Origin of the sequence: Bartonella fuyuanensis, assembly GCF_014197255.1 — a bacterium.
GTDB classification, from domain to species: domain Bacteria; phylum Pseudomonadota; class Alphaproteobacteria; order Rhizobiales; family Rhizobiaceae; genus Bartonella; species Bartonella fuyuanensis.
The window spans coordinates 26,954-45,607 of the sequence record NZ_JACIFE010000003.1; the positions used below are offsets into that span (position 1 = coordinate 26,954).

At 38.3% G+C, this 18,654-nt stretch carries 12 protein-coding genes and 1 pseudogene; all 13 read right to left on the reverse strand.

Annotated elements, in window-relative coordinates; translation table 11 throughout:
• Nucleotides 1-98: 98 nt before the first annotated feature.
• Nucleotides 99-542: pseudogene (locus GGR08_RS02355) on the reverse strand (DUF4167 domain-containing protein); the annotation flags it as partial.
• A gap of 1,379 nt (nucleotides 543-1,921) precedes the next feature.
• Entirely contained in the window at nucleotides 1,922-2,365 is a 444-nt protein-coding gene (locus GGR08_RS02360; RefSeq protein ID WP_183193807.1) for a hypothetical protein, read from the reverse strand.
• Between the two features lie 2,499 nt (nucleotides 2,366-4,864).
• Nucleotides 4,865-5,065, reverse strand: coding sequence for a hypothetical protein (locus GGR08_RS02365; RefSeq protein ID WP_183193808.1), 201 nt, complete (start codon nucleotides 5,063-5,065; stop codon nucleotides 4,865-4,867).
• Nucleotides 5,066-7,189: 2,124 nt separating this feature from the next.
• Nucleotides 7,190-8,314: a tail fiber domain-containing protein gene (locus GGR08_RS02375; protein ID WP_183193809.1), complete on the reverse strand. Its 1,125-nt coding sequence runs from the start codon at nucleotides 8,312-8,314 to the stop codon at nucleotides 7,190-7,192.
• Nucleotides 8,311-8,760 carry a hypothetical protein gene (locus tag GGR08_RS02380; protein ID WP_183193810.1) on the reverse strand — a complete coding sequence of 150 codons (450 nt, stop codon included), beginning with the start codon at nucleotides 8,758-8,760 and terminating at the stop codon, nucleotides 8,311-8,313. The genes GGR08_RS02375 and GGR08_RS02380 overlap by 4 nt, the downstream gene beginning before the upstream one ends.
• A gap of 260 nt (nucleotides 8,761-9,020) precedes the next feature.
• A complete protein-coding gene (locus GGR08_RS02385; protein WP_183193811.1) occupies nucleotides 9,021-10,484 on the reverse strand; it encodes a hypothetical protein in 1,464 nt (487 codons plus the stop codon).
• Nucleotides 10,485-10,735: 251 nt separating this feature from the next.
• A complete protein-coding gene (locus GGR08_RS02390; RefSeq protein WP_183193812.1) occupies nucleotides 10,736-11,431 on the reverse strand; it encodes a hypothetical protein in 696 nt (231 codons plus the stop codon).
• A 94-nt stretch (nucleotides 11,432-11,525) separates the two neighbouring features.
• Nucleotides 11,526-12,644 carry a N4-gp56 family major capsid protein gene (locus GGR08_RS02395; RefSeq protein WP_183193813.1) on the reverse strand — a complete coding sequence of 373 codons (1,119 nt, stop codon included), beginning with the start codon at nucleotides 12,642-12,644 and terminating at the stop codon, nucleotides 11,526-11,528.
• Nucleotides 12,645-12,926: 282 nt separating this feature from the next.
• Nucleotides 12,927-13,700, reverse strand: a complete 774-nt coding sequence (locus tag GGR08_RS02400; protein WP_183193814.1) for a hypothetical protein — start codon at nucleotides 13,698-13,700, stop codon at nucleotides 12,927-12,929.
• 287 nt (nucleotides 13,701-13,987) lie between these two features.
• Nucleotides 13,988-15,811 carry a portal protein gene (locus tag GGR08_RS02405; RefSeq protein WP_183193815.1) on the reverse strand — a complete coding sequence of 608 codons (1,824 nt, stop codon included), beginning with the start codon at nucleotides 15,809-15,811 and terminating at the stop codon, nucleotides 13,988-13,990.
• Complete coding sequence (locus tag GGR08_RS02410; protein WP_183193816.1) at nucleotides 15,811-17,172, reverse strand: PBSX family phage terminase large subunit; 1,362 nt, start codon at nucleotides 17,170-17,172, stop codon at nucleotides 15,811-15,813. The genes GGR08_RS02405 and GGR08_RS02410 overlap by 1 nt, the downstream gene beginning before the upstream one ends.
• A 612-nt stretch (nucleotides 17,173-17,784) precedes the next feature.
• Nucleotides 17,785-18,114 carry a hypothetical protein gene (locus tag GGR08_RS02415; RefSeq protein ID WP_183193878.1) on the reverse strand — a complete coding sequence of 110 codons (330 nt, stop codon included), beginning with the start codon at nucleotides 18,112-18,114 and terminating at the stop codon, nucleotides 17,785-17,787.
• Nucleotides 18,115-18,250: 136 nt separating this feature from the next.
• On the reverse strand, nucleotides 18,251-18,412 hold the full coding sequence (locus GGR08_RS02420) for a hypothetical protein (protein WP_183193817.1): 162 nt from the start codon (nucleotides 18,410-18,412) through the stop codon (nucleotides 18,251-18,253).
• Nucleotides 18,413-18,654: the final 242 nt, after the last annotated feature.

Here is an 18,654-nt window from a genome sequence, read left to right on the forward strand (position 1 = left end):
TTTCACCTTCAGGATTCATTTCATGGCATTCATCTTGCTCGTTATTTTCATCGCGTCGAACAGATTGAGACATTTGCCCCGCTGCAGCTAAAATAAAAAGCATTTTCATGCTCATCCCCATTTTGCGTTTTATCATATTGACCATTACCATTTTTCTGCAACGGCATCTGTAATCCATCTGTATTACTATCGACAACATCTTTTTTTTCACCTTCAGGATTCATTTCATGGCATTCATCTTGCTCGTTATTTTCATCGCGTCGAACAGATTGAGACATTTGCCCCGCTGCAGCTAAAATAATACGCAAATAATGTTCAGCATGTTGTAGATAATTTTCTGACATAACGCGATCACCCGCCCCCTGTGCATCACGCGCAAGACTTATGTATTTATCGGCAATTTGCTGAGCATTCCCACGAATTTTAACATCCGGACCGCTACTTTCATAATTGCGAGACAACGGATTAGGATTGCGACGATTATTATTACCATTACTGTTATTATTACGACCGCGTACCCGTCTATTTTGTTGTGGCCTCATCTTTATCCCTTTTTTGAAGTATATGTCTTAATTGACTCTTCTTCCCTGCATCACTTTTTGATCATGCTGCTTAACGTTTAACCTACGGTTCTCAAGCTATCCCGCGTTTACTTCACTCAAATGAACCCTACTGAATATTGATAAAAACATATATTTTCTTGAAAATCACAAAACAGCAAGGAAATCGCAAATCAAAAATCCCCTATTTTTCTGTCAACTAGCAGAAACCTAGTGATGTTCACGTAAAATGCCAAGTATTTTTTTTAAACAAACCATATTTCACTAAAAAATAATTATCTTGTGGAAAACAAAAAGGAGAACACATCTATAACATACCTGACAAAGAAAAAACCGCCAGAAAACATAAAAGTTTCTCTTTTTTACTAGGACCACCGCTTTCAAAACGCCGACAGTTCACTCCCTCATGCCCTTAACTCATAAGCACTTATAATTTCAATGAGCACCTGATCTCAACGAGCACCGCATGAACCTCTTTCTTTTATGATATATAGCCTCTCTTTACCACTAAAGCAACCCCTTGCAAGCGATAATCCACGACCGCTTTGCAAAACCTGCTAGATTTTATAGATAGATTATTATGAAGGACTATTCAAGTCCTATAATGACCAAGAAACAAATCTTTTTTCCTAAAATTAAGCTAACGATATGACCAATTATTGTTTGAATCCCGTGGAGTTTTTAAGTAAATTAGCATCCATCATTGCGAATAAATTGAACTTAAAAGCTAAAGATTTAAATACAAAAATTTCAACTATTTAAGAAAATAACGAGCAATATGTCACCTTTCCCTAAACATCAAATTCTTCTCAAAAAGTTGTCTTGTTGAATTTATAAATAAGAAAGGCAGAAGACATTTTCTTTCTTATACTTTCTGACAAGAAAACCGAGATTATAAAACAAGTTCATTTGTAAACCCAGCCTAACGACCTCATCCTAGCGGTTTAAACGTAGAGCAGCCTTGCCTATTTATAATTTTTCAAATAAATATCCCTTTTTTACTTAATTGCTGTCCATATCTATTGACTTTTACCCTTAAAGGACGGAGGATTTTAGCCCACTACTGTTTTGGGAAACAATTCGTATTCTTTTCAAACGCGTTCTACTTAACTTTCCAGGAATGTGATTCATTGAAATGAAAAGCTTAACAAATCAAGTCTTCCTGAATTTTTACTCTGTACAAACTCTTAGATATTTTAGGCAGGCTTCTATACCTTATGGTGTTACACCTTCAATAAAAATGCGCTCTAACAAGCTCAATAAATCACTTTTTTATTGGTCTAGAAACAACTAACCGTCGGGAAGTTTTTGTATTTTTAAATCTTGCATCCTTTAACTTTGCGTGGAAAACTTAAAAATACTTAAAAGTAATTGCGGATTTTTCCTTTTTTATTTTCTTGTTCATTGAGGAAACAGTCCCGCAAGAGAAAATAATTTCCATCCCCCGGTCGCACCATCGTCAAACATCGTTTTTTTGCAGAATCGGAAAGTCTATCCCACATTTCACGAATAGCAAAATAGGCCTCACTTTCTAAATTAAAGCAGTGTTGATAAACTTCTTTTTTCATATCCGGCACCACGGAAGCAGAAATTTCCTTGCAATACACGCGCAGATCGAAAACAGGAATAGCAAATTCAACAGGCGCTTGTTGTGTTATTTTTTCAGGAAAAAAAAAATAATCTATCACTTTTACCGCAACAAAACACAAAATTACGATACAAAAAAGTATTAGACAAACAAAAGCAATCTTACGATATAATCTTTTGAAATAAGCCTTTTGCCTTGACCAGATTCTTTTTTCCATAAAGACTGTATCCTTTAACATTCCAGGAGAAGCTTTTCATTGAAGTATCCGTGTATACAATACAATTTACAACAACAAACTATCAATACTCTTAGCATCAAAAGACTTCTTTTTTATCGTATAAAATTCTTGTGAAAGACTTTTCTCATCTTCTTTATGAAAAGAGAGTGCTTATAATTTTCTTCTATCATCTTAAAAGGCAAAAATTCTTCATCCATACTGTTTTTTAAATGATAACGCTTTCCTCATGCAGAAATTCTCTTAAGTTTTCTCCTTTGGCTTCCCATGCTTGTAATCTCTCTCAGCATTCCCTCAAAAGCGATATTTCCTGCAGCTTTTATCTATAAATCTCACCTACAAACGCATTCAGCCCATAACAAATAAAAAAACGCTTATGCGTTTACATGAAGCTCCTACAGGAAAACGCTTCTCCTATTCGCCACGCACAAATACTTCATGTATAAAACTTACACATCTTATAGCTCCATCCCCATAAAAAGCGATCACAACAACAAGATAAGCAATGATTGATCTATAATTACACACGAAAACTAAAGAATATATTTTCTGATCGAACTCAACAAACACTATTTAAAGACACATTTGAATTTTTTCTTTCACCCTCTATTAGGCTAAAAATGCATAAATTTAGAGGTCACACGATAAAACAAAATCACAAAATATAATTTATGAGCATAAGAAAAAAAATATCCAAAGCCACCTGAATGATAGATCTCTAGCGTATAAAGCACACCTGCTAATAGACAGTAAAAAAGCCGCGCCTTTAAATAGCGCGGCTTTTGAATAAAGCTACAATTAAATAAAATACAAAATAAAATAACAATAAATATTTGTACACAAAATGTATAATATTGCAAGAGATTTAATTATATTTATGAAATTTATCCAAAAAGAATATAAACAATAAATTATAAAAGCGCTTTTTTATCTCATTTACTTGAATGCAAAAAATTTGTTTCTTTACTTATTGACTTTAAGCATATCGATAATAGCGTCTTTATTTTAAGGGAGCTGTATGAAAAAATACATTGATTTATATAGATAATCTATCATTATTCAAATTGAATCAAACCCCAGAATATCATAGGGTTCTCTCATGTCAAATCTGTGTATGTTGCATCAATCAAAATCACTTGCTTGCATGCCACAAGCGGTGCTGGATGTGGGTAAAAACTGAACAAGAAAGGGCTAAAATGCTCTTATGAACCATCTTAAATGGCAAGAGCTGTCGCAACATTGGGGGCTAGCAAAGTGTGTGATAGTCCAGCTTGTAATAGCACACTTTTTAAAATCAAAAGGTTCTGCACCTTTATCACAAAAGCAACCCATAAACAAATGTGTAGTTTAAAGCCATCGCTGTCAAAAATCTATTTTTTACGCTTGTAAAAGCTCGTTTTTCTTAACTTGCGTCTACCACTTCAAAAAATGAAGATTCTTGATCCCCCATCTGATCTATCGATAATGCAGATCTCACGATGCCCATTTAGCCTCCCATGCATGTGATTCACTTAAACATAAGGCTCAATAAACAAACCTTTCTAAATATTCAACACACCTTAAAAAACACTTGTATCCAAGAAGCTTACATTCCTTAGATCACCACACTTCAAATAAAAGTGTTTTACGATCTCATAAGCTAAGCCCACGAAACAAGCGCTTGTACCACCTTGTCTTCTAGACAACAATGACAACTTTCGCTCTCAAACCAACTTCAAGGATACAATATTTTTCTTTTTTATAAGTTAAAGAGCTCAACTACACCCATTTTTGCCACCGTTAATCTATTTTGACACTTACAGGTTTCCTTTTATGAAATTCTTTACAAACTAAAATGGCAAAAAACTGCTATTTTTCTCTTAAATTAGGTGTAAAGACGGCAAATTATTTCTAGATTTAAAATCCCAGAGCGCTTCACCTATAAGCTTTTTCAAACTATTGCAAGATCTTTTATCTTTTGCCTCCTTCTTTTGCCATGGGTTTCTGCTTAAGCAATGTTTCTTTCTCTGTGGAGTTTAAAAACTTTCCTATAGACTTCGATATGTGCCCTAATTTTCCCCATACCGCATAATAAATTTTCTTGCAAACACTCTTCATCTTTTTGAAGATGGCTCTCTTTTGATCATTTCTTACCTTTTTTAAAATATCTCAAACGCATAACCATTCCACGCCTCACTAAAGCTATAAATAAGCAAAGTTTATCTGATATATAACTTCAACGCCTGTCTTTTTATTCTTAGTCATTCTTTTTGATTTTCTTTTCTTAAAACAAGAAGAAATACTTTTAAAAGACTGAATTATAATGTTTTAATTAGTATTTCTGTCTATTTTACGATTTTTTGTGTTGTAAATTTTGAAACAAATCCACGCCATCTAAAGCTGATTCTTTTTTGCTTTCTGCCCCCATTTTAATGTTTAGTATGATTATTTTACCGCCAACAATCCAATGAATACTGTCTTTCTTTTTTTTGCATTTTATTTCTATTCAACATTAGAAAGATCTTGAATATTTAACTTTTTTTCTAAAGCATCCATACGCTCTGAGAGTTTTGTAATATCTTCATACACTTTCTTCAACAATGCATTTAAAGGAGCATGTCCCATTCTTCCGGTGGAATAAAGAACCACACGAATACATTCAGGATCATCAATATCAGCAATAGAAAATGGGAAAAATGCCATTATACCCCCTTTTTGATAAGCTAAACATCCATTGAATATTTTTTCTTTGCACGGCTTTTTCATACCGCCTAAACCCGCCAAAGGCCTCATTAAAAATTTTTACAAGATACTTTTTAAAACTATACTTTGTTTTCCACCTAAAATGATGATTTTACTACCAGCAACCAAAGAATCATACATGCGCATCTTTCTTGCTTTGTGGACCTGTCCCTAAAAGGACAAGAGCTTTCAGCTCTATTAATCTTCAAACAATACCAATCTATAAACAATAATCTGTAAACAATCTGGCTCTTTATCTATCGAGTTCTCCTTAGTTTTCACCTTCATATATTCTAGATACCACACAGCAGGGAGGGTATTTCATGAGGTTCTACAAGCAAATCCTCAATATTCACGACATTCACCACATACTCAAAACACAACACGCACAAAATTTTACATGAGCTTTATCAATCTCACTTCAAGCAATGATATTTTGTGACACAACACAACCACCATGGATAAAGACAGCAAAGAAAGAGCACCAAGCCCTATCGCTCACCATTTTACCTTACCTTATAAAGCCACATCGGTTTGCGAACAAGCCAACGGCTCTCAATGCCTTCCACCTGCTCATCATTTCCCGTGTCTCACTTGCATGAAAACTCTATGGACTCAATGAACAAGTCTTATTCTGAATATTTTCTCCTGTTTTTAATCTTAGGAAATCCTATATTACCTGCCTTATGTGCCTTATATCTTTTGCCCTCAATGACAGTGTTTCAACGATGATATTTTACGGCAGAATAAGATAAAATGGTTATGTTTTTCACCATCGTACATTAACATTCTAACTAAGACATCACGAACCAATAAAATAGAAATATTTTAGATAAAATTTTCATTCCCCAACAAAAACTATAGGGATAAAGGAAGGTGTTTTTCCCTTTTACCATCTATCTTCAACGATCACTGTTTGTATCCTCTAAAGAAAAATACGCAAGCTTACTTTACGCATCCAGCAAAATCTGCACAAAAAGTAAAATAATAAAGAGGGTTAAGGATTCATTTTTTGAAGCACAAATGCCTTTTTTCAAATTTTCTGCATGATATCTTTGATAAAGCTTTTTTCTCATAGCAGGACGAGATCGAATATTTTTCAATCATTTTTATCTCTGTATCTCAAAGCGTTCATACTCAAACTTTGACAGTATAAACCTCTGCCCCATTGACGAACACGTTTCATCACGCACTGTTTTTTGGCGATATTATGTTCATGCTTTCTTTCCGCCTTTGTCGACGAACGTTTTTAAGCATCACAGCTGCATAATTTCGATATTCCTCCCTCAACCATACTGTAACAGATCGTGTTCAAACATTGGCTCGCTATGCTGATATTGACTTATAGAATCTATGTTTCTTTCATAGATATAGAGCTTAAAAGACTTTCCTTGTCGACTTCCCAAGCAACGCCTCTTATCAATTTTTTCACCATCGTTCCTCTGTAAAATATTCCATGCAAAGTGGGAACCTTAAATGTTGTTTTCCCATGTTTGCCCCAGAACAGCAAAGAGATTTACACATTTTTTTCCTGAATATTCTTTACCATCCCATAGCAGCCATCAAACGGGATTTATTCCGTAACAAAAGTCCCAATAACGCCAGCAGAAAAGATTCAGACACAAGCGGAAAGAGAAAAATTTCAGGAAGTTTTATAGGAGGATTGGTTAAAAACCAGCTATCAGTATTTTACATCACAAGTATAAACGATCTTATAAAGACCACCCTTTTGAATTTCTCTCCCCTTAAAGGCGCAATATCCTCTAGAGTTATCCTATCAGTTGATCGTAGAAACTATTGATTCAAAAAACTTTTGTTATTCCTCTATTGACGTCCTAAGCTTTAAAGTACACGATAATACACCCTATAAGTCTTTAAAAAGACTTTGTCGCTAAACAAATAGACGTTCTCTTGTTCTTCACACCAACAGTAAACTGTGATACAATTCCACAGATATCTTCTGATGCATTGCATTATTGCGTGGGTATGAAAATCAATGGCATTTGGCGGTTGTCTTTTTCTCCAGTTTATCTTCATCACCACAAGCATTTTCTACTGCAATGATTGACCAATTATCAATAGAACTCATAGAAGACAGCCTTTTTGCAAAAAAGAAAAACGACCAAAGAACGAAGAAAAGAAAGTTATAATTTTACTTTTAAATGCTGGTATTTTTTCCATTTTCAGGCCTATTTTATCATAATCAACATGCAGTAATTTTGTTTTTGCATTTACAAAAACAGCTTCAGGTTTCACACGCAACACTTCCTGGGCCAGAACACCTCGATACCGTTGTGGATTTCCTTTATAATTAAAGGTATAAAGTGGATATCCCTTTTTTTCACCCACTGAGATAATATTTTCTTTTGCTCTTACATCACAAAGCCCTAAAATTCCACCGACCAATCCAAGCACTTGCTGCGCATCACGCAACGGATCTTTTGTCACAGAAGGCATTGTTGTGGTTTTTCCTGAAGTTGTTCCATAATTTCCAGCGGCCTGTGTTCCTATCTGTAACAAGCGTTCCAATTGGTTCCATGCTTGATTATCTTCTTCCAACCATTTTTGGCGCTCAGCATCTAAGGCATTTTGACGGTTCAAATCTTGAATCATCCCCCCTTTCAAAGCGTTGCTTTGAGCGTTACTTTGCCCTTGATAATATGCATTTGCCGCATTAACCTGATCCTGCTGGGAGCGATCAATCATTCGGTTTGCATTCATCATATTGTTAATATCTTGATTATATTGCTGTGCGGCAGCATTTGTTGCCAACGCCCCAAGCTCATCGGCTAGCACTCCGGTATGGGCACCAGAACCATAACGTCCTGCTCCAGACATCGCTTGATTAATTGCATCAGACGTTTTATTTAGGGCATTTTGCAATGCAGTATTAAATTTACTATTGCTTCCAACCCAATTTCCCTGAGCCATACTGGAAAGATTTGTAGCACTATTCGTTGGAGTATTGAACCACTGGGTTACCACTGGATTGTTATAGAGCCCTGCTGTTTGTTGTAAACCGGTCAGAGCATTTTTTGTCATATCGCTAAGACCAGCGATTCTCTCTCCCTGATAAACGTTTCCACCAATTCCTTGCTTATAAAGTTCAAGCGCATCAGCACTAGCTTGTTTAAGAATATCAGCTGCCCAAGCGGGTGGTGTATTTGTTTGTGTTGTTGTCTGCACTTGAGGTTTTGTTTTTCTACTCATGGAACCAGAACCTTTCTATATTGAATAAGATTACGAGAATATCCGTGATGAGCGAGTTTTTTCGCCCATCCAATTCTTCCAAACATGTGTATTTCTTCAGCATTGATTGTCCGTGCCCATTTTTCGACCTTATCAATCAATTTGACCAATTTCAGTCCTCCCTCTCCAGCAAAATCTGAAAGAACAACATATTTTTTCCCTGTATGGGTTATTTCAACTTTAGTCATTGCAAAAGCACTAAATTGGATTTTATTTTTTAAGACCAACCACAATTGTGTTTGTCCCGCAATGATTTCTTCAGCAATTTTTTCCAGACAAACATCATCAGGAAAGCGCTGAACATATTTTTTCAATGCAGCATTGAGAGCTTCTTGATAAGGAGCTATTTTTTCCCACGACCATTGTTCCGTCAGATGAACAGAATACAAATCTTGACTATCTTGCATTATAATTTTAGATTTTCTAGCTTTATCTCTTTGAACATTCCATCCCCCATACCTATTTACGCGTTCCGTTCTTAGCGCACAACTTTTCAAAAGAGGAATTGATGCCCGCCAAAGAAAAGAAGAGTCATCATATCTTTGTAATGAGAAATTGAGAAATCGAAAACACCTCTTTCCTGCTTTATAGAAACCGTAGTGCCTACTATTTTTCCTTTATCAGAAGCAGAGCCCATTGCATTGTTTTCTACACTAGGAAAACCTACTTACCGCATGCCGGCAGGCGTCAATTCCACATCAAATCCTGTGACATGCGACCAATTTATCCCCTCAGGAATACGCAACTTAAAGCGATAAAAGCGTGCTCTTGCGCGATAATGGATTTGCCCAGTATTATAAGAAGGCTGTTTTTCTGGCAACCAAACAGTTTCCTCTTCAAGGTCTTGTCGAAAGCGCACTCCCACAGACAAATAAAACTTTCCACTATTCACTTGAGGCATAATATTTTTCACCCGTGTTATCATGCCATTGGTCTGTCCCATTTCCTGTGATGTCACCACACAAGCCATAGGATATCCAGAAAAGGAACCGAGTCTTCCCTGTTGATCAAAAGCGCCCAGCATAGGCGCTTCTTTTTTCCAAATTTTACTATCGAGAGAAAAGGACAAATCATCAAGATTTTCCGTAATCAAATCAAGAGATTCTAGAGTTGTACCTACTAAGAAAATAGGCAATACCATTTTGACATTCACGAGCGCTTTTGTCCATTTTTGCAACCCCCAATCATAAATGAGCAAGATACGTTCATGAAGGTCCTCATCAGAATCGAGCATCCAATAGACACGATTATACACCCCATCGATAGCAGCAGACAGATTATGCAGGTTATGCTGTCTTAATTTTGCGAACATGGTCCGATCCACTTTTTCGAACCCAATGGGTATAATCTGTCCCTCATTCGTGATTTGATAAAATCCGCCCTCATCAGCAAAGAATGCTAAGTCTCCTCGACAAACAACTGATTCAGCACTTTTTGCGCCTCGTTTATCGTGGATTTTTTGGAAACTAAAAATAATTTTAGAGCCAGGAATAAAAGAACCAGCATAGATTGCCGAGTTCAAAAAGATAATTGGATTTGTTGTTTCGGTCGCGCCTTGAACGCATCCACCATCAGGAAAATCTTGATAATCACAACTTTTTTTTCCCACGGTCCAAAATTCTGCATCATTCAACCCAGACCAATGAACCCGTCTTGGGTTCTCAGTCAATTTCAACAAACAAACGAAATCTCCCCAGACACGCACGAGCCCTGCTTGTGGTGGATTACCTCCTAAATTTCTAAATGTTTTATCATGATTAATATCGATCACTTGTGGTCTATCATTTGCATTCACAGCAATGATTAAATCACCAAACAAAGCAAAAGACCACGGTGCATCGATATTAGCAAGATACGTCTTTCCTTGTTGGCTAATATCTTGCCACTTCATTGTTGTATTATCCAGCAAATAGATTTTTTCTCCTGTCCCAGCAATAATAGAAACGCCATTTTTTGTTTTAACCGCAAAAGCGCCTAAAACTGGCGCGGGACATGGCTCTGACAAAGGTTCAAAGCTTGGCATAGGAATATAGGAGCCATCAGCCGGGAGTACATTAACAAGTTCATCGGTAAAAATTCCATTGATATCTGCCACATCGGGTCGATAATCAGCGATTGGGAAAAAAGCCATCAAGATCCCCATAAAATATCTGAAGAGCCCAGCGCTATTCAAAACACCAAGGCTTATTAATTAAAACCATCAAAGCCCCTAGAATGCAATTTTAAAGGTATAAAGCCCAATAAATACACAAACTCAAGATTGATTAATTCCAAAATATTAACATCGCCTACACCTCAACAGCTCTTTACCATTCCCTCAACTTTTAAGGCTACTCCTGCCATAAGGGACAAGCCAGTCATAAACGATGTACAAAAAGTTTTTTAAAAGCTCATTGGACAAATTTTTGAAGAATTTTTTCGGCGCGATGTTTCAAGACGCAAAGCCTGAAGCTGCTCTTGAAAATCTCGGAAAGACACGGCGGTATATTCAGGATCTTTAAGGATATTTTTATAAAGTTCATATTTTGCCCGTGCTTTAATAAGATCAAAAGCATGTGTCAACCAAGGACTATTATCTGTTTTCAGCTGCTCTTCTGCCAGATGAGTAAAATCACAAAAGAACTGGACAGTTTGGACATATCCTGGTGGTGGGAAGAGTCCTATTTCTTGATCAAGCCAAGTATAAAATAATGGCGTTGCTGGCACAGGCTGCGGACCATATTGTTGAAACAACGCGTCAAAGGGCCTAAAGAACAACTTTATTTTTGTTGCATTCTTTTTTATTAAAAAGACCTCCTTCAAAATTTTTTCTGATTCAATAAAAACGCCCTCGTTTTGCCCATACCATACTTTACCGGTTTGTGTTTTGAACTCTCTTACGCTTTCTTCATTAAAGAACAAGGGTTCTCGGACACACAACTGCACAGCAGTAAAAATTGAATTTTGAATTTGCAGGGAATATTCATCTGTTGTATCATCAATTTCATCTTGAATAAGCGCGACCATATTAGCAAAAGTTCTAGAATGGTCCGCATGTATAGGTTTTGGATTTTTGGGATCACTTGATAAAGCGGTCATAAGGTATCCTGGTCCTTTTCTGGCTGAAGCATTTTATTTTTTCCCCCAACAGAATTCTCTTATTGGGGGAAGGTAGTCAGGTTTTACAATTGCTTTAAGCAGCCACTGCGTAAGTTGGGATTACGATAGTGCCAAAATCCTGCGCTCCTTGTGCACTGCCTGGCAAGGTAAAGCAAGTTTTTTTCACCCCAATAATGGTTTTTGCTGCGACTCCGAATTCTCTTTCATAATCGAAAAGTTCTTCCACCAATTTATATCGTGTTGCGCCTCGATCTTTACCAAAAGCAATCACAGCACTTTGCGCGCCAAGAAGAACAGCCCGCCGCACATTTGGGAGAGCTTTGTTCGTTGTTGCAGATTCAACACCTTCAGTAATATGTTCAGCTTCGCGTAAAACAACACCATTATACATACCAAGAGATCCATCATAGAGCGGATTTTTGAGACGACTTCCACTATAGGTTGCCTTGGTAATGTCGAGCCATTGTCCAGCATCTGTATTGGTTCGCAATTGTGTCACTTGGATTGGATGGAGATAAAGGACATAGACATTTTCTCCATCAATCCGCACGGGACGAATTTTAGGATTTGCCAACTTAGCCCGTTCAACAGCTTTATCGATAAGTTTAAGATTAAAAATATCGCCTTCTTTTAAATCTTCATCTTTTGTTTTATTGTTCGGACGCACAATGCGGTGACTGGTTGGTGGGGTTGGCATATTAAACCCATAATGAACGGGTTTAAGTGATATCTCGCGGCCTTCAAAGTGCATGGTTTTTGCGGTAAATCCGCAAACTTGAATGAAGAACATCAAACTCAAACGATCTACATACCAATCAACCAGACCATTTTTTGCCTCAGTGCGCAAATCGTGGAGAATTCGCTGTTGATCAATTGTGCCCTCGTTTTTGACCCGCACAGCATGAACCAATTCATTAATTGCCAAACGATCATTGAGAAACTGTAAAGCTTCTTCATTTCCTTCCACTGTCTGCCCTTCACTCACCCCCTCACCGAGCAATTGCACACGCAAGCCAAAGCTAATAGCATCGCCACTTTCCTTATTGGTTTCATCTTTTAACTGTATGATACTGTTAGAATCATTTCCAATCAACGGAGCAATTGGTATTGCTTTTGAGACTTCTTGATTTAATAATTTAGACCATGTGCGCACTGCCATTGGGTCATTGAGTCCGATATTCGTTACGGTCATTTTATCCTCTAAAAGTTTTATTGACATAAAAAAACCGGCAAAGCGCCGGCTGTTAAAGCACCACATTTCATTTCAGATGGTGAATAGGTTTTACGTGTTTTGTCTAATTTCTGTTAGCTTCTTGCCTCCTATTTATAAGAGTTCTCCTCACCGCCTCCATCCTTAAAAAATTTCCTCTTCCCACTCCACCTTTTCCCTCCTACGTTTCGGCAAAAACACCCCTCGACTCTGTGCACCAAAAGGCCCTCATGTTCCTGCAAAAACACCATCGGACTTCATATTTTAAAATTCTCTCCCACCCATCAAACGATTAAAAGCCGCTTTATTTTTAGGATCAGCAACCCAAGCACTAAATTCTGCTTCTGACATTTTATCGAGCATATCTAAAGAAATTGGCCCCTTTGGCGTCAAACCGTTATAAGCAGCAAGTGTCCGTGCAGAATTGTGTCTTTCCTGGAAATTTTCACCTATGGTATTGGAGACATTTGTGTAGCCAATTTTTTGTGCAATAGAATAAATCACTTCAGCCGGATTTTGATTTTTTTTCGCACAATCGCGCAAGATCTGTTTCAGCTCATTACCAATTATCGCATCAATATTTTGAGGATCTGCCATCTCAGGATAGAGTGAAGCACAAGCTGCCAACTGTTTAGCCCGCATTTCATAAATAAAATCAGCCGCTTGATCAAAATCATGATGCTTTTGTTTAACATTGGCAACCGACTGTTGGTAGAATGTATACAACTGGTCTTCTTCAGGAACATCCTGTCTAATTTGTTGCTTTTCCTGCAAAAGTCCTTGTTTTTGGAGTGTTTTTCCCAACCATTGCATATAGCCCATAAAATCTTTTTGTGGATCTGGCGGGCCATCCTCTCCCCCTTGAATTTCTTTTTGCAAATCTGGCTGTTGTTGATACATTTGCCCTTGGAAATTTTCTTCAGGAGTTTTTGTTTTCTCTCCTCTTCCAATTTCACCGTATTCTCCCTCTTGTGTTGCAGAAAGAAAATCCTGTTTCAATTGGCTTTGTTCTGCCGGCGTTAAGTGTTCTTGATTCATTCCGTTAGCCTTCTCTTTTCGAACAATCAAAATTAATTTTTCAGATAAATCAGCCTGTGAGCATTTATTTCCTCACTGCTCTTTCATCATTTGGCTCCAACATTCCCCACCATACCCCACCCTCCATAAAAGCAAGACCCTCTCTAGGTTTTCCGCAATTTCCCTGTCTCATAAAACAGTTCTTTTCGAAAATAGAAACGACATTACACAGTAGCACGGTAGGAATTGTTTCGATAAACAATTTCTGGTCGATGAAATTCACGAGAGATAACGCATTATAAAGTCTCTTACTGTTGAGGCTTTATTGTCTGCCACATCTGCATTATTTGTTCTTCTCCCATATTCTCCCCCATCTGCGCTGCAGCATTTTTCTCCTCTTGAAGAGAGTTTTGCGTCTTTATAGCAATTTTATGAATGAGTGAGGCTGGTAAAGGCGAATAGCGTAAGAGATCGAGCATAATTTCTGGCGTTGCAAAATTTTGCATCAAAGGAAGCAATTGCATGATAAGTGCAAATGTACGCTCTTTTTCATTAAGACTTGTTGGTGCATCATCAACGACAATATCATATTCCAAACTTGTCACCATTTCACGTGTCAGCGGAACATACTGGGCATTTTCATCCCCGGCAATACGAACCAAGCGCCCATCAGATAAATAATTTTGAATAAGATAGAGAATAATTTTTCCCTGTCGTTGCCGATATCGACGCAAACCATCAAAAAAAGAAGCCAAAAGATTAAGAGACGATTGTCTTCGCTGTTGTTCAAGAATGCCAGGTTGATTGACAGCACGCGTACCAATAAATTCAGCAGACAACCCGGTCACCTGTTCGAGTGCATTCTTTGCTTCATTAAACAATTGGAAAAACCCTTGCGGAAATTGAGCCACGGGTTTAGGCTGGATTTTTCCACCTGCTACAGCACCACTTTTCAACCAAGTAATGCTATCGGCTCTAGCCCAACTCTCCATAGCTTGTTGATCATTATCAAAAGCATCGCGTTCTGCCATAATTCCGCCTTTTGATTGGCTATTGAGCAAATACATTACTTGACTAAAATATTTATTTGCCCACCGTTGCGGATCCTTTGTTGGTCTCACAAGGCCGTAAAATTGTCGGTTTAACTTATCAAAAGTACCTGTAATACACTCCCATCCCAATTGATTGGGTGGTACCAAGGGTTTATCAGGCGCTTCGAGTAACTTTCTGCCCAAAAATGCCCGTTTGACAATTTTTCTGGTTAATCTTGTTGCTTGAACCTCAGGAAAAGTTTTGCTTAATTTTTGGAAATCCTTTTCCGAATAATCGATAAATTTTCCACTTTGAGGATCGAGAACTTTATAAACCACCTCGCGTTCAAACCAACGACATTCTGCCAATGTCACCATTTTATAGCGTTGATAGATAGCCGCATCTTTTCCTTCTTCCTGATAACTTTGTGTCATTTCATTGCTGGTTGGGTGTAACCAACTTTGATGTTTAACCCAATCGGCATTAAGATCGCTCCAATGCACATTTGGGAACATTTCCTGAGCCACGGCAAGAGGTTTTTCATCAATATACCATACGCGTTGAGCATCAATGAGATTAGGCTTAACAGCACTCGCATCCCACACCATTTTCATAGGATCCAAGCGCGCAATAACGGGTTTTCCTAGTGGATCTTGTTCATAATCAAGGCGTGTATCTGTCCACCCCATTCCGCAAATAATTGCATCTTGAAAGGCATCTGAATCTTCGTATTCCCCATCGGCTTCATCGCGGAACCACTCAGCGGCTCCTGTTAGAATCTGATTAGCAAAGGCAGCCCCTTCTTGCCGTGGGATAAATTGGACTTGTCTTTTATTATTGCGCTCAGCGCCAATCACGGCATTAATCAAAGGGGCAATACGGTTAAAAGTTATCACTGGTCTGTTTTGTTCTTGCAAAACAGCAAGATCTTGTTCATTCCATTGACGCCCATTATAAAAATCGTAATCTTCTTGGGCATTTTTTCGCCATTTTTCGACATGAATAATATCATCCTGATACCATCCCACGAGTTTTGTAAAGAGAGCTTGATTTTCAAGCATTTCCATTTGATCAAAAGAAGCATTTGTAGAAATATTCATTAAAAAGCCATCCATGAAGTTTGAGACTGGAGAAACGAGCGATAGGTATTTTTTCGTGGTTGGATAATTGGCTGTTCATAAGCCACACACATGAGTCCGAAGCTATCAGCTCCATGGCTAGCCCAATCATGTTCAGCACCTAGTCCGATATTACGCTGTTCGTCGCGTTTTTCATGATACCAAGCGAGCGCTTTTCTTCCAGCGCATGTTGTTTCACGATTAAACCATATAGCAGGAAACAAACGCCTTACGGCTTCGATCCGCATTTTAACAGCTCCTGGTCCTTGATTAGGAATCACTTTTGTGTGAAACCCAGCGTGTTGCAGCGCACTTTCAAAACTCACATTATAGACACGATCTTTTGTTGCACCATCATGGGGCAAGACCATGAGAGCTTTTTCATACCCCCTTTGAAAGGCCCACCCGACATGTTCTGAGAGAGGCTGTCCCTGTGCTTCATAATAATCAAGGACTCGGATTTCTCGTCCAACAAATTGGGCGACCCACAAAGCGGTTGCATCTGCCTTTGCTCCTGTTCCCCCGATATCCCAAAAGATTCTAGTTTGGATCAAAGGGTCCCGTGGAACAGTGGTAATCCGCCCTTCCATCTCAGCTTGGAGAAGATATTTTTGATAATAAGCTCCTTGCACAGCTTGAAGATATTCTCCTTCCCAAATATGCCTATACTGTTCTGGTCTTTGCTGCAAATCATTTATTCGATCACGATTGAGTTTTTGAGGAAATTGGGGATTATCGCGCCAATTGATTTCTGCTCCTTTGATATAAGGGTTATCGACATTTCGGAAACGTTTTTCTACAGGTGCATTTTCCTGACACGGATTCCATGTGACCCATAATTCTGCATTCCAATTTTTTCCTTCTTCGCGCAAAGTTGGAATGAGTGTTTGCCAAGCGATTTCAGTCACGGGCTCAGCCTCATCAACCCAGCAAAGGAAAACGCGCCCCATTGACTTAATACTTGCGATATTTCGATCAAGTCCTGCAAACACATAGACGATTCTTCCATCTTTTGATTTAATATACTTATCGCCGATTTCGTAATAGTCTTGTAAGAAAGGATAAGATTCAATAGCACGTTTAATTTCTTCTAAAGAACTGTCATTGAGCGAATTTTGAAATTGCCGTGCACAAAGGATAATACCGCGTTCTCCAGCCATTCCATGCCGATATCCAACCACAGCAGACATCAAAGCAAAAGAACGTGTTTTTCCAGAACCCCGCCCTCCCCAAGCGGCTCGCACATCGGCTTTTCCAGTAAAAACAGGAATAAGCTTTGGAATAAGAGCCACTTGAGCAGTTTTCTGCGCCATTTTTTGAAAAATTTTCTGAACAGTTGCCATTATAAATTTTTGTACTTTAGAAATAATTTTCTCCAGCTTTACATTTGTGCTGATTCTAGAGCGGTTTTTTAAAAACGCCTTCATAATTTTTCAAAAGTACAGCTGTATCTTCTTTTCATCATTTTCATGCTGACTGAATTTCACTTGTTTGCGAGCCACCCCTTACCCTGCCTCTACGGGCCCAACATCTCCCCCACCCACCCCCTGACTTTCCCCCAAACACCAGGCCTATCATCCCCTCCCCAAAGCACACCTGCAACAAGCACCACACTTTTTAAATTTCACGCTTTTCAGGCATCACCCTTTAAATTAGTGTGTGTCTCTGGATATCCCCCATAAACCACTTCCCAACGACTCTGCTTCTCAGCCACTCTCCCTCGCAGTCTCTTCTTCCAATCCACCCTCATGCATCCTTTACCAAAGCACAACCACTTCAATTATCATGCCTCTAACCTTTACAAAAGCACCACCACCTGCTAACAGCTTCACTCTTAAGCTCTCCGATGAAATGCTGGCAAACAAAGCATTTTTTTTCAAAGACAATATCTCTTAACCAACCTCTGCTTCAGCCGGCTATCTTTGCCTCATCCCCTATTTTCCAATATTGCGGCTTCAAGCCTCAGTTACCGAAGGATCATGCTTTTCTGGTTTAGTATTTTTTGGCTTCACTGGTACAATCTCGATACGTGAAATTGTTTTGACATCCCCTCCTGTTTCTCCCAACACCTGAAGAGGCAAAATTTTTGCCAACAACGAAAAAAAAGAGACTGGATTATTCAAAGCATGATATTGAAGATAAGACACCAACCCATCCTCACCATAGTGATATCCAGCTTGTTCAGCGGCTGTCAGAAGAGCTTCATTAAATTGCTTTGTTGTTTTATTCAAAGTCGTTTTTTTTCGCCCTCTTCGACGTAAGGGAAGACCATGTTCCTTAGCCATCATCAATGTTCCTTCCAACAAAGAGAAACCAATGCGTCAAATACAAAAAATGGCATATAAATCAGCCACAAAATTTTGAAAGCAATCAACAATCTTAAAGATAGCCGCCTCTTCCCACCGCTTATCTTCTCACATCTTAAAAGACAAAGTTTCTGATAAAAGACAAAATTTCTTCCCCCAAATCGATCGATAAATAATTGTCTGCAACAATTTTATTTCTTTCTGATCCTCTTGCTAATTTCAGATCACCGTGTCTCAAAAGACGGCCTTTCATAAGGCTCGACAGAACGCACGCCATGAATATTCTTGACCTCTCCGCCCTTCAAAGCATAAAATTCAGTATCGATCAATCCTGCTTTTTATCCCTTCACCTCTTACCACAACTCAAAAGATACCATTTCAGCGAAACTTCCACGCAAGCTCTATTTCCTCAGGTTATCCTTCACACTTTTTTTCGCGCCACAAGCTTTTACCCACATCGTTTTCTATAACCTGTTCAGACTCTTTCTCGCCATTCTCCATTCCATCGACACTTTTTTC